This window comes from Nocardia sp. NPDC057663, from assembly GCF_042799895.1.
Lineage (GTDB): Bacteria > Actinomycetota > Actinomycetes > Mycobacteriales > Mycobacteriaceae > Nocardia.
Window position 1 is genome coordinate 466,526 of the sequence record NZ_JBHVHX010000002.1, and the last position, 13,159, is coordinate 479,684.

12 protein-coding genes are annotated in these 13,159 nt (G+C 63.6%); 5 read left to right on the forward strand and 7 right to left on the reverse strand.

The genetic code is table 11. The features are described 5' to 3' along the window. Nucleotides 1-29 precede the first annotated feature (29 nt). Nucleotides 30-1,316 (forward strand): hypothetical protein, encoded by a 1,287-nt coding sequence (locus ACFVAV_RS06840; RefSeq protein WP_379031125.1) that lies wholly within the window; start codon nt 30-32, stop codon nt 1,314-1,316. Here ACFVAV_RS06840 and ACFVAV_RS06845 read toward each other — a convergent pair whose 3' ends face one another. Then, nucleotides 1,317-1,748 carry an NUDIX domain-containing protein gene (locus tag ACFVAV_RS06845; protein ID WP_379031127.1) on the reverse strand — a complete coding sequence of 144 codons (432 nt, stop codon included), beginning with the start codon at nt 1,746-1,748 and terminating at the stop codon, nt 1,317-1,319. It lies immediately after the preceding gene. Between the two features lie 67 nt (nt 1,749-1,815). On the opposite strand from ACFVAV_RS06845, the gene ACFVAV_RS06850 reads away from it, so the two are divergent. Together ACFVAV_RS06850 and ACFVAV_RS06855 are read left to right on the forward strand one after the other, a co-directional pair. Beyond that, entirely contained in the window at nt 1,816-2,460 is a 645-nt protein-coding gene (locus ACFVAV_RS06850) for a hypothetical protein (RefSeq protein ID WP_379031130.1), read from the forward strand. A gap of 774 nt (nt 2,461-3,234) precedes the next feature. Next, nucleotides 3,235-4,254 (forward strand): HNH endonuclease, encoded by a 1,020-nt coding sequence (locus tag ACFVAV_RS06855; RefSeq protein ID WP_379031132.1) that lies wholly within the window; start codon nt 3,235-3,237, stop codon nt 4,252-4,254. On the opposite strand, the gene ACFVAV_RS06860 is transcribed toward ACFVAV_RS06855, so the two are convergent. The 5 genes from ACFVAV_RS06860 to ACFVAV_RS06880 form a co-directional block, all read right to left on the reverse strand. After that, a complete protein-coding gene (locus tag ACFVAV_RS06860; protein WP_379031135.1) occupies nt 4,233-6,338 on the reverse strand; it encodes a DEAD/DEAH box helicase in 2,106 nt (701 codons plus the stop codon). The two genes, ACFVAV_RS06855 and ACFVAV_RS06860, sit on opposite strands and share 22 nt — an antisense overlap. After that, nucleotides 6,335-7,612: a BREX system ATP-binding protein BrxD gene (brxD, locus tag ACFVAV_RS06865; protein ID WP_379031138.1), complete on the reverse strand. Its 1,278-nt coding sequence runs from the start codon at nt 7,610-7,612 to the stop codon at nt 6,335-6,337. Before brxD ends, ACFVAV_RS06860 begins: the two co-directional genes overlap by 4 nt. Further along, on the reverse strand, nt 7,609-8,295 hold the full coding sequence (locus ACFVAV_RS06870; protein ID WP_379031141.1) for a hypothetical protein: 687 nt from the start codon (nt 8,293-8,295) through the stop codon (nt 7,609-7,611). The genes brxD and ACFVAV_RS06870 overlap by 4 nt, the downstream gene beginning before the upstream one ends. Nucleotides 8,296-8,565: 270 nt before the next feature. Next, nucleotides 8,566-8,784, reverse strand: coding sequence for a hypothetical protein (locus ACFVAV_RS06875; RefSeq protein WP_379031144.1), 219 nt, complete (start codon nt 8,782-8,784; stop codon nt 8,566-8,568). 605 nt (nt 8,785-9,389) lie between these two features. Further along, on the reverse strand, nt 9,390-10,100 hold the full coding sequence (locus ACFVAV_RS06880) for a 2'-5' RNA ligase family protein (RefSeq protein ID WP_379031146.1): 711 nt from the start codon (nt 10,098-10,100) through the stop codon (nt 9,390-9,392). Between the two features lie 283 nt (nt 10,101-10,383). Between ACFVAV_RS06880 and ACFVAV_RS06885 the strand changes: the two genes are divergently transcribed. Then, nucleotides 10,384-10,569, forward strand: coding sequence for a hypothetical protein (locus ACFVAV_RS06885; protein WP_379031149.1), 186 nt, complete (start codon nt 10,384-10,386; stop codon nt 10,567-10,569). Beyond that, nucleotides 10,566-11,840 carry a hypothetical protein gene (locus ACFVAV_RS06890; protein WP_379031152.1) on the forward strand — a complete coding sequence of 425 codons (1,275 nt, stop codon included), beginning with the start codon at nt 10,566-10,568 and terminating at the stop codon, nt 11,838-11,840. Before ACFVAV_RS06885 ends, ACFVAV_RS06890 begins: the two co-directional genes overlap by 4 nt. A 171-nt stretch (nt 11,841-12,011) precedes the next feature. On the opposite strand, the gene ACFVAV_RS06895 is transcribed toward ACFVAV_RS06890, so the two are convergent. Beyond that, nucleotides 12,012-13,088, reverse strand: a complete 1,077-nt coding sequence (locus tag ACFVAV_RS06895) for a helix-turn-helix transcriptional regulator (RefSeq protein ID WP_379031155.1) — start codon at nt 13,086-13,088, stop codon at nt 12,012-12,014. Nucleotides 13,089-13,159 lie beyond the last annotated feature (71 nt).

The window sequence follows — 13,159 nt, forward strand, 5'->3', positions numbered from 1 at the left end:
ACCGGCCGGTCCGGGAGAACGGAGAGTCGGTGCAGCCGAGCGCCACCACCGTCCGTTCCGTCGCCGAAGCGGTCACCGTTCTCGTGGCCACCTCGGTCGCGGTGCTCGCGATCATGCTCCCGATCAGCTTCGCCGACCTGGCCGAGGCGCGACATGTCGATCTGCTGGTGTTCAACATTCCGCGGGCGATGACCGGTGGCGCGTTCGCCGCGGTCACCACCGCAGCGGTCACGGTGGCCGTCGGCAGCATCCGCACCGCCCGCTGGACAGCGCTGCTCGCACTCGCCGGCATCCTGCTGAGCCACCTGCTCCTGGTCCCCCACAGCGACAACGCGGACTTCAGCGGCCTCTCGCTGCCCACACTCAATTTCATCGACGCGCTGCTGGCCGGCGTGGCGCTGGGCGCGATGGCCGTCGCGGTCTGGCCCGAACCGCTGCTGCGAACCGTCTATCTGTTCGCGGTGCCCGCCGCCGCCATACTCGGCGACCTCACCGAGACCCCCACCGACGCGCGCTCAGCCGGCTTCGACGGTGTCCTCGCGGGTTCGCTGCCGCTGTGGTTCATCGCGGCCGCCGTGCTCGCGCTCGCCTACTTCGCGATCACAACCGTCACCCCGCCGCGCACGGGTTTGGACACCGCGATTCCCTTGGCGCCCGTGTTCGCCGGTGTCGTCGCCTTCTCGACCATTCTGGTGACCTCATTTGCCGTGGCGGCCCGCGAGACGAGCATCCCGTATGTGATCGTCGGCTCGATCGTCGTCGTCGCGGCCGCGACGGTGGCCGCGCTGATCCTGCCGGATCTCGACGGGGTCCTGGTGCTGCTGATGACCGGTTTCGCCGTGGCAGGCAGTCTCGTCATCACGCTGCCCCGTTCGGGTGTGGTCGATGTGGGCACCATCGTGGCCATCGGTGCCGGACTGCTGGTCGGCCTGCGCCGTCCCCGCGCTGTGGTCGCCGCGGTCAGCGTGGTCATCCTGGCCGTCTTCGTCCTCGCCGGCGATGTGCTCGACCCACCGGCAACCTTCCACGCCGCGGTCGGGTGCCTGGCACTCGGCGCGGTCTGCGGCTATTGCGTCGGCTCCGCCGTCCCGATGACCCCCACGTCGGCCACGGTCGGCCTGTCGATCCTGTTTGTGCCGTCCATGGGAGTCGCCTTGAGCGACACCGAGTTCGGCCACCTGGCCTACTCGTCGTCCTGGTACCGCACGGCCGACGTGAACCGCGGCCCGATCCCCGCGACGATCTCCATCGGCATCGCCATCGGCTGCGCCGTCGCCATCGCGCTGCTGATCCGTCACCGCCCCGCGCCCGACTAGTCAGGCGTCCGGCCAACCGAGTTCGGAGAACGCCCGTCCGGTCAGCACTTCCCCGAGCCCGACCCGGCAGTACTCGACGATCTCCGTCGGCAGCGCCACCACATCGAACCAGCGCAACTCCGAACACTTGTCCGGCTCGCAGTTCGTCACGGCGCCACGCCAGCGCCGGACGGTGAAGAACATCTGCACCCGCTCGGCGCTGTGCAGCACGTGCGCGAATTCCACATCCTCCGTGGCGATCTCGACCCCCACCTCCTCGCGCGCCTCACGAATCAGCCCAGCCACCGCCGACTCCCCCGCCTCGAGATGCCCCGCCGGCACGTGAAACAGCCCGTCCCCGAAGCCGGTATCGCGCCTGCGCCCCAACAGCACCCGCCCGTCCCCATCGAGGAGCACCAGATGAACGCCGACGAGCACCCGATACTTGTCCACGAAATCCACCCTACCGAGAACAACGAGACCACCCCTCCCGCAGCCATATTCGGGGTATACCGAGTGCATGAGTTTCCCGGTGACCTTCGGGCTCGCCCAGGTCGTCCTCCTCGCACTGATCGCGCTCGCCCTAGCCCTCCTCGTCTCCGCAGCCCTCGCAGCCCGCCGCCGCCACGGCCCCAAAGCCATCCTCGGCCGAGGCGCCCCCGGCCTCGCCCTACTCCTGGTCGCCGCCCTCCTCCTCTGGATCGCCACCCTGCTCCAGACCTACCTCGGCCTCACCGGCGAAATCACCGCCGCCCACGTCATCGCGAAACCCGTTGCCGGCCAATCCGACCACCTCGACCTGGAACTGACCCTCTTCGACGACGACGGCACCGTAGACACCCGCACAACCCACCGCGTCGAAGGCAACCTCTGGGTCCTACAAGCCAACATCGTCGAACTACACCCCTGGGTCAACGCCCTCGGCTTCCACTCCGGCTACAAAATCACCCGCCTCTACGGCCAGCGCCTAGACGGCAAACACACCACCCAAGACCACATCATGCTCAACGGCAGCGACCGCGACTTCTTCGAAGACATGAACCAAGGCACCTGGTACACCTCCCCCTTCGTGAAATCCGCCTACGGCAACGCCGTCATCGCCACCCCCGGCGAATACGATGTCCTCATCTCCCACGACGCCATCAAGGTCCGCGCCACACCCTGACCGCTCGTGTTCTTCCAGGAGACCACATGCCTGTGCCCTACCCTCCGCCGGACAAGCTCCCAGTCGCGATGTGTGAGATCCCGTCGTGTCCGTACCGCCGACGCGCCACCCGAAACGGCAAACGTGTTTGCCAGCAGCACCAGCGGATGTGGGACACCCACAACTCCTTCAACCGGTCACTGAACCTGCACTCGATCGAGCTCGAGTACACGCGAACAGGATATCCCGACCCTAACCGCGCAGCGAATACAGAGGCACGAAAGGGACAGTAAGTCATGACAATTCAGCGAACGCCCGATGTGTGGGAAGCGCTCGCAGAGTCTCCCGAAGAAGCACAGCGGCTTCGCGTCTGGGCCGAGGCCCTGGATGCAGTGCTCGCCCGAATCGAGGACTAGGAGCTCACGCCTACCCAAGCCGCCGAACGACTCGGTGTAGTCAGGTCACACATCTAGGAGATGCGTACAGGCAAACAGGCGTGTACAGCGTGGAGCAGTTGATCGGATTCGGCGCCTGCCTCGGCTTGCACACCCACCTGACGATGCGGAAGGAACTCCGCTCGTTGCGGATAGCAGGAAGCCAATCATGCCCGCATCAATGGCGTCGTACCACGCTGCCTACAAGGCAGGTTGCTATCAACCTGACCAGCGCCGATGTCTCCAGCAGACAGATCACCGAACGCGCTTCTGAGCCTGCCGCTCCTCCTGGAGGAGGTACCAACATGGTTTGGGTTGGGGAACCCTCAGATGTCGCGGGGCGCATGGCAGACTTGCTGAGGTGAATCTCGACGAGGAAAGAGCCTTGCGCGCGGAGATCTTCGCCGCACTCGACGAACTAGTTGCAGTCAAAGGTGGTGCACTGACTCGGCCTGAGCTTTTCGACTTCAACCTGCATGGTCGCCCCCTCCCCCTCGTCGACCGTAATCGTGGAATCCGAAACCCGGTATCGCTCGCATCGACGCTGTCGATCATGACCAAGCCGGGTAGTGAGTACACCGACGAAGTCATCGGTGAGTCGCTGCACACCTACGCCTACACGAAGACCCCCGCCGACAAGGGCGACAACGTCAAGCTGCGACATTCGGTTACGACCGGTTTGCCAATGATCTTTCTACAGTGGATCAATGTCGACGGGATTCGGTATGTGCCGATCTATCCCGTCTACGCAATCAAGGACGACCTGGCGAACCGAAGGATCGTCCTCGCCCTCGATGAGAAGTTGCTCGACGTAGACGATCCTCTGCACCTGACGCCTGTCGAGAAGCGGTACGCCCAGCGGCTTACCGACCAACGACTGCATCAACCGCAATTCCGGAGCCAGGTCCTCTTTGCCTATAAGAAGCGTTGCGCTGTCTGCCGGCTGGGGCGGCCGGAGCTGTTGGAGGCCGCTCATATCATCGGAGATAAGGAACAACACGGAAGCGCTGAGATCGCGAACGGACTGAGCCTGTGCAGGATTCACCACACCGTGTTCGACTGCGACTTGGTCGGCATCTCACCAGATCTGCGAGTTCATATCGGTCCAGCGGTGATGGATGCCGACAACGAGGGCCCGATCCTGAAATTTGCGCTTAAGGGCATGGATAAGGCACAGCTACTTGTTCCAAGCACGAAAAAGTACAGACCCTCCGCTGATCGACTGGCAGAACGGTTCGAGCAGTTCAAGATCAAGTCTGGTAGTGCCGCCGGGATCGATGTCGCTTTCACCAAACCTATTGCCTGGCAAGGTAGTACAGGTAGCGGTTCCCCGGCTCGCAACCAGAGCGCCAACCTGGCTCAGAAGTCGGATCGAACCTGACGCCGTTCAGCCAGCACTGACTTCGCATCCGGCAAGTTGGCCAGCCGGCCCGCGAGCGTGGTCAAAGCCAAAGTTTCAGGCAGCGCTGCGGAGAATTTGAGCCCTGAGAGAGCATTCGGGTTCACACGGGGCAACGCAAGCTCACGGCCCGACCGAAGAATTGCCAGGTCTTCCAGTTCTACTTCCGCGCGGATTCGGATCATCTTCTCGTCGAATCGCTGGGACTGGTCGAACAACTCAGGGAAAGACGCGGCCAACGTCCGGTTCGTCGCTGTGCCTGCCCACGTCCACCACCGCGCGTCCGCATCGGTCCGTGTGATGATGGATCGGTCGTAGGAGACCGTCTGCGAATAGACCTCTCGTTGATCGGCCAGAACCGCTGCGGCGCGCGGTGTCGTGCTGACGCCTACCACCTTCTCCCCGAGGAGGACAGCCCTCATTCCACGGGCGACGTCATAGGACCAGTCATTCGAACTACCGGACCACTTGGCCTGTCCTGACTCACCGACCTCCACCGCCCAGCAGCGGCGCCGTCGCCAGTCGATGTGTTCGACCCGCCACGACCTGCCCGCCAGCAGCAATACCAGGTCCCCCTCCCGCCGCTCGGCGAGCAGAGTTGTTCCTACCGTTCCGATCTCCTCGTTGCCCACCAGCACCGTGAATTCCGGCGGGGCACTGAAGACCGCGGTCAGATCCGAAAAATACCGATGCCCGAATCGGCGCTCTGCCTCGGGGCCGATGATCAGGAGGTCGCCATCGCGTTCTAAGAAATGCTCTGCGACGAGATGTTCGAGGATCGACTGGGCGGACCCGTCGAACACCGGGAGCGGCCCCCACCAACGATCGCGGCTGTCGAAACTCAGTCGCCGTTCCTGCAGACAGAGAGCGAGTAGCTGTTGTGCCGCAATGTGTCTGGGCTCAGGCGGCGGTACGACAGGTTCGACCCAACCACGCGCCCAACAGTGCAACATCCCGATTGTGCGCAGCACCTCCTCGGGATCGATACCGAGGAACAGACAGTTCCGTTTAGTTCCGGGCCGACGCCCTGTTCGCCCCATCCGCTGCAGGAACGATGCGACAGTGCGTGGCGGTCCTACCTGTATCACGCGGTCGAGATCACCTATATCGATGCCCAATTCGAGCGTCGACGTGGCGACGATGACCGTGTCACGACTATCTGCGAACGCTGCCTCGGAGCGGCGGCGCTCAGCGGTCGACAAAGACGAATGCGACACGTGGGTCTGTACGCCAAGCGCGCGTAGAGCAGCCGCGAGCTCCTCGGCACGCCGACGGCTGTCTACGAACGCGAGCCGCTTCTCTCCACTGTGCATTGCAGCGATCACCCTCGCAGCGTTGGGAATCGTTCCGACATAGTCGACTTCGAGGTCTGGCGCCAACTGCGGAACTGCCGGGTTCGGCGCGACAACTGTCCTCGGGCGATCAGTCATGGCCCCCTGCAACCACTCGACCATTTCCGCCGGGTTCCCGACCGTTGCCGACAAACCAATACGCTGCAAGGGCCGGCCAGCTATGCGCGACAACCGTTCGACCACAGCTAGAAGGTGCCAACCCCGATCGTCACCTGCGAATGCATGCACCTCATCGACGATCACCACTCGCAGGTCGCCGAAGAACGCACGCGGCTCGGTCTTCGTCGAGACGAGCATGGATTCCAAGGATTCGGGTGTCGTCAAAAGAATGTCGGGACGTGCACGCATGATCTTCTGCCGCTCCGGTTGCCCGGTATCGCCATGCCAGATCGCGGCCGTTCGGCCCAACCAAGACCCATACTGCTCAACTCGTGGGCCGAGATTGTTCAACAGCGCGCGCAGCGGACACACGTAAAGGACCGACACCCCTTGCCACGACTCAGATGCCATCCGCGAAAGCACTGGAAAAAGGACCGCCTCCGTCTTGCCACCAGCCGTTGGGGCTACGACCACGGTGTCCTCGCCGGCAATTACCGGTGCAACCGCGCCGGCTTGCGCGTCTCGGAGGGTGTCCCATCTCAACGAGTTGACGATATGGTGCTGCACGTTCGGATGCAGTCGAGCGAACGCGGTGTCTCGATTCTCAGTAGTCATAGCTCGAGAGGCACGTCCGCGGCGCTTATCGCGGCCTTCTCCGCCTCGCCGAGTTCGGATTCGGTAATCCTGATCTCGTAGTCGCGGTAGGGATCGAAAGTGTCGTACTGGTCGATCTTATCGAGGACATCCACAAGCTTGCGGAGGAACAGGCGCGGCGCGATGCCGACTTTGGCGCCGAGAGCTCCGGCGACCGAAGTGGCGAGTTGCTTGATGAACTCGTCGCTGGCAACCGACCGGATCCGGTCTGCATCGGCGGCTCCCACCGCGTAAAGCTCCTTGACCCGCAGGCCGAGTTCGACGAGCTTGTCCAGGTCGAAAGCGGTCAAGCGCAACTGTGGTGCGCGAACGTTGTCGAATTGCGGGTTGCCCGAGAAGTCGGTATGAAGCCGTTCGGCCAACGGTTGGAGCAGCTGCACTCCCTGTCGGCCCTCGAAAAGCGCGGGTGTGCCGGTGACCATGAGGTAGAGGCCCGGATATTCACCTTTGTGCACGTCATCGATGAATTGTCGAAGTGTGTTAAGCGCCTTCATCCGCGTGTCGGCGCGCATACGCTGCACGGTCTCCACCTCATCCAGAATCAGCAGCATGCCCGGATGGCCGGCATCCTTCAGAACCGCAAGAAGACCACGGAAGAAGCTCGGCGCAAGCTCGTTGGTAAGATCACCACGGATGTTGGCCTGCCGCTTTATCGAGGCGGCGACACTCGGCTGCCCGCCTAGCCAGGCCACCAAGCCGTCCGCTGCCATCTGATCGTCCGCTTCGGCCATTCGCCGGTAAGCGCGTATCGCCAACGGGAAGATCGGCGCTTTGTCACTGACTGCTGCGAGTCGTTGATCGATCAATGCGTCTACACCGACACCGCGCTCGTCGGCCTCGTCTTGCACGGCGTAGAGCCATGCATCAAGGATCCGACGCAATGCACTAGGAGGAACGGACGCGGTGCGTAGCGACTCGGTGGCCCTTCGATAGACCGCATCCAGCTTGTACAGTGGGGTGTCCACCTCATTGACCTGGACCTCGGCGACTGCATACCCGAGCTTCAAGGCTCGGTCACCGATCCACCGCGCGAAAAAGGTCTTCCCCGCACCGAACTCGCCGCGCACCGCCTTGAACACGGAGCCACCGTGCGCGAGACTGTCGAGGTCGGCGGCCACTCCGGCATCGAACCGCTCGAGGCCAACCGCCAACTGGTCAAGGCCGTTCGACGGCACGGTACCCAGCCGCAGTGCGTCGAGTATTTCGCGGCGCCTGCGATGCGATACCTGGCTCATCGCGTCAAGCCGAACTGCTCGACCATCGCGCCTTCAACGAGTCGCACCACATCGTTGTCGAGGATCAACACCTCGTATCCCTCCACATCCAAGACGTTCTTCACCTGCGTCAGCGCGCCCTGCACCCGCGTGGCCGGCACTGCTAGAACGGCCGCCGCCTGAGTGCGAGTGATCTCCCGGAATCTGGTGTTCAGGAGCGCACCAACCAGTAGACCGATCTTCGCATCAGGCACCGACACCCGGCCTGCAAGCCGACGTTGATCAGCGAAGGTTTCGCTGATCAGTAGCGCGACCACGAGTGGGTGATCCATTGCCGGAACGCCGTTCGCTACCTCATCGCTGAGCACGGCGGGATCGACTTCTGGTACGGGCAACGCTGGCGTCGCCTCAGACACCGTGGCTGGGTCAGTCTGCTCAGAGAACGAATCGCGAAGGGCGGTTGGGTCCAACCCGAATGCCTCAACAAGAATCCCGGCAAGCTCGTGCGCGATCCGTGCATCGAACTGAATCGACTGACTACTCTTGCGTTTCGAGGCACGGTTGCTCGATCCGAACGTGCTCAGATGCAACAACCGGGTACCGTCGGCGTCCTCCACGACCTTCCACTCGCATTCCACCTGGTCTGCCGGGTCGTGTGCCCGGATGCGTTGGACGCTCGGCAAGACCTTCGAAATACGCGCCATCGCGACGAACCACCCCCGTACAGTTTGACCATCGTTCTCTATGAATTCCGACACCCACGGTACCGCCCGACCTACGTCCTGAGCCGACCATCGCGACTGCCATTGCCAATTTCTCACGTCTCAGACTGATGGACCACAGGGGGAGCCCGTTCCCGTCCAAGTGTTGCTCGGCGGTGCGCTAGCACCACCGTCGTCTCCTACAGAACCAACCCTCGCCACCGTCTCCACCGCCACTGTCACCGCGGCTCGGCCACCGGAGATCGTGGTCGATCACCTGAGATCGTGGTCGACCACGGCGATCCGTTCGGACAACCGGATGCGATTGTCGGCGCCCTCCAGGATTGTGCCGAGCTTCGTGGCGATGGCGATCTCGTCGACGGCCTCAGCCTTGCCCTCGGTGACATCGTCGACCGCTACGAGGCGGAAGGCCCGCGGCGTCTGGCCAGCGAGACTCAGGAGCTTCGGCAGCGAGTGAATCTTCCTCTCCACCAGAACCTTTGCGCACGTCGAGCAGTTGTATCGGTTCGCGGCGCCTATCGGGAGTCCTGGCGTACATGAAGGTGAACTGCGGGCGGTTCGGCAGCGCTCGGATGTACTGCCGCGAAACGCAGGTGCTGGCCTAGTTGAACGAGGATCGCGAGATGCCCGCCTGGTCAAGTCCATCAAGATCTTCTGCGCCTACTACACGGGAGATTTCAAGACTACGGTGAATTTGGCAGAAGAAGGGATTGCGAAGGACGGGACCAGCTCACAAGCGATTCGCCTGTACTCCAATGGATTAGCCCACGCCTTGGGAAAGCTGGGCGATGCAGGGAGGCCGAGCGGGCAATCGAACGGGCCCTGTCCTAGCTGATCGCCAGAATGCGGTTTCGAGCCAAAGCCCCGCCCTGACCTTCGACTCCCACGGCAAAGCACGTCTCATGGCGAACGCGGCCACTACGTTTCTCTCGACGGTCCGGTTCGACAAGGCCGTGGAGTTCGGCAGGTTAGTCGACGACCACGTTTCGTGGTCGGACTCGGTGTGGAGTCGGACTATGGTGCGCTTGGACGTGGCGGCGTTGGACGCAGCCGCTGATTGTGCCAGAAGCCAACAATTAGCCCCCAAGAGGAAGGGCTGCGCGGGTGTCCCAGCGGTAGCTGTGTCCATCTCGTCGGAGCACCACCAATTCGACGTGGTTCACGCGCACTTTGGCGGGTCCGGTGTCGCGCAGCGCTGCGACTGCTTCGATGAGCTCATCTGCGGCTCGGTCGGTGTTGTTGTAGGCGATGCCCAGATGCGGCCGGAAACGAGCGCCGAGTGGTCCCGCCGAGGCAGACAGGCCCTGTATCGACTCCGAAGTACACATCGACAGGATCTGGTGCAGGTCGAGCAGCGGATCCCACGGTGACACCGAGAACCTGACGGCGCTGCGTGAGCCGGTCAGCGGGCCGATGGTGAGGTCGAATGGCTTCACCTCCGCCAGCCTCGCTCGCGCGAGCGAGACCAGGTTGTCGATCTGCTCGTCGGCGACAGTCGTCGTACTGCCGATCCCTGCGATGGTGATGTGCAGGGCGTCCAGCGGTACGTTGTCGAGTTCGTCTTGGGTCAGGGCGTTCTGGCACTCGGCAGCGAGTTCGATCAGTTCAGGGGAATCGAAGGTGAGGTACCAGTAGTACCCCGTGTGCCCCGGAGCCCACTGCTTCACCGACCAGTGGTCCCGGAGGAAGTCGATCTCGGCGTAGGCGTTCCAGTCGTTTTGCGCGATGGCGTCCGTATCCGATGTCGAGTCCGGCAGCAGCTTGGGGAACGGGCCACTCGATGTCATGCCGGCAGGCTGCCTCTCGATGTCGGATTTCTCGGCGAGTCTACTGCGGGCGGCTTGGATCCCCGACTGCGACGATGTTTCTCCGCCGATGTCAAGGGACTTCGGCCATAGAACATCGTCGGTGGAACGTCGGTTCACATGTATCTGTGTCGTTGTTTTCGTTGCTGCGCACAGATATTCGCGAAGTTGTGGTCGGGGGCGGGTGGAGGCGGCATTCTCGGAGGTTGAGATCTACGCGTTGTTCAGGAGCCACATGACTGTCAGAAGTGACCGTGAAGGTGGGGTGCCTGAGACGCTGCCTGCGTTACAGAGTTTGCCCGCCGATGAGGCCAGGGATCTGTTCGAGTTGATGCGGGCGGCGGTGACGTTCGAGGCTGCGGCGCTGGACAAGTCGATCGACTCGATGATCGGGGCGTTGCCCCGGCCGTTGCGTGCGGTGACGAAGAAGATCATGTTCGGCGGCAGATGACTGATTTGACTACGCGGGCGCAGTTGATTCTGCTGGCTCGCACGCTGCATGTTCATCCTCAGCGGTTACAGCATCTGCGGTATCTGGGGGCCGATCGGCTGCACGAGTTGCAGCAGCAGATTTCGGGGGTGCTGTTCGATCAGCACAGTGAGACGTTTCGGCGGATCAGTGCGCTGGTGCCGTTCATTCCGTTGTCTATCTCGATTCCGTTGGTGCAGAGGCTGGTTCCGCCGATGACTACCGGGCGGGCGGCGGGGTCTGTCGGAGTCGAGCATCCGGTCAAGGCTGCTGAGACGTTGATGATGCTGGATCCCAGGTATGCGGCGGACTGTGCGCCGTATCTCGATCCGCGGGCCATCGAGCAGTTGTCCGATGTAGCGCCGCCGGGGCCGATCGTCGAGATCGTTAACGAGCTGCTGCGCCGGTGTGACTATGTGACTGCTGGGCCGTTCTTATCTTGTGCCACACCGGAGTTGATCGCCGCTGTGGAGGCGGGTGTCCCCGATGATGCGGGGCTGATCCACTCTGCCGCCTACTCCTATGACGTCGACATACTCAGTGCCGTGATCAGGCAGCTGCTCGACGGGCCGCATCGGCGGATTCCGCGGATGGTGCATGCGATGTTGGCGGGTCGGCCTGCGCTGCAACATGCTGCGCTGTCGGTGTTTTCGCGGTGTGCGCCGGATGTGATCTGCCGGGTGGGCGATGTGCTGTTCGGCAACGCGCGGCCTGTCGAGGTTGGCAACCTGGTCAGGAATGCGATCGGGGCGGGTGCGGTGCCCGAATTTCTCACGCTGGCTGGGCAACTCACACCGGTCGCGCTGTGGACGTTGGTCGGCAATCCGGTGTTCGACGATCCGGGAGTGGGCGTCGGGCTGGTCGCGCCGCTGGACAACCGCAGCGACTCGGGTAGTTGGCTCGGGCTGTTCACGTTGATGTCGCGCATGGACGAGCGTGTCAGGAGCGTGGTTGGTTACGCGCTGGCTGCGCTGTCGGATTCCACGGTGGCCGAGCTGCCCGCCCGCGCTACGGAAACCCATTGCTGGCCCGCGTTGCTCGATCTGGTTGCCGTCTCCGGGCCCGACGCGCAGGCTCGGTTCGGCGCGGTGTGGTCGGGGCTCGGGCCCGAGCGGCGAGCTCACCTGCACCGGTGCATTACCGAGCACCACTACGACACCCGGTTGGCCGAGATCACGGCGTTGGTGGACCCGGTCGCTGTCGACCAGTTGTTCTTTCGGCGGCGGCGGATGCAGCGGTATCGGCACGGATGACTTCGCGATCTCCGGACAACAGTGAGGTTCGGATCCGGGCGTGTCATCAGCGGCGGGCGCGTGTTCCAGCACCGAGAAGCACACCGATTACCGTGAACACTTGCAGCACAGCCGGATTCATTCAGGAACGGTGGTGACGTCGTGTTCTGCCAGCTCGGGCGCATGCTTAGATCACAGAGCATTCTTCTCAGTCTGGTGACGACGCTCCGCATCCGCGACGGCACCCCACTGCTCCGCCCGCTCGAAGTGCTTCGCACCAACATTGCCCGGACCAGCGAGTATTCCACCCGGGCACGTCGACCGGGAAAACCGTGCGCCACATTCCGCGATCCGGGCAGCTAGTTCCGCTGGGCCGAGGACAGTGAAGTCGGCTTCGACCTTGCCGAGCAGCAGCAGTGGCCAGTCGAGATTGTCGACCGTCGTTTCGATGCGGGTACGGCCAGGGGTCAGGGCGGTGACGGAGCACCAGCGGCCGACGCGGGCTTGGACGTCAGCCGCGGGGGCTTCGATTTCGGCGGTGACGGTGTAACCCGTTCGGCGGGAACCCATTCCGTCGCGAACGAAGGTGGCGGCGTCGGGGGACGGGAGTTCGCGGGGGCGGAAGCGGATGCCGGTGGTGTGGGAGTCGGTGAGGCGGTCAACGCGGAAGGTGCGCCAGTCGTGGCGGGTGAGGTCGTAGGCGACGAGGTACCAGCGGCGGCCCTGGGAGACCAGGCGGTGGGGTTCTACTTCGCGGGTGCTGGTGCGGCCGTCGGCGGCGGTGTAGGTGAAGGTGAGGCGTTCTTCGCCGCGGCAGGTCATGGCCAGGTCGGTGAGGACGGCGGGGTCGACGTCGGAGAGTGGGACGGCGTTCCAGCCGGTGGAGACGGTCATGGCGCGGAGGGCGTCGACGCGGCGGCGTAAGCGGGTGGGCAGGACGGTGACGAGTTTGGCCAGGGCGCGGAGGGACGGTTCGGCCAGGCCGTCACCCGCGCCCTGGGAACCCGCCTGCAGGCAGACGGTGATGGCGACGGCTTCGTCGTCATCGAGGACCAGGGGCGGGAGGGCGGCGCCGGCAGCGAGCTGGTAGCCGCCGTCGACGCCGGGGCGGGCCTCCACGGGATAGCCGAGCTCACGCAGACGGTCGATGTCGCGGCGGAGGGTGCGCGCCGAAACGCCGAGGCGCTCGGACAGTTCCGTGCCCGGCCAGTAGCGGTGCGTCTGCAGCAGCGACAGCAGACGGAGGGTGCGTGCGCTCGTGTCGGCCATGTTTTCGATTATGTCCGCAATTGCGGACGGAAACTGGCCGCAATGGGTTCTACCTTGGATTTCACACCGAC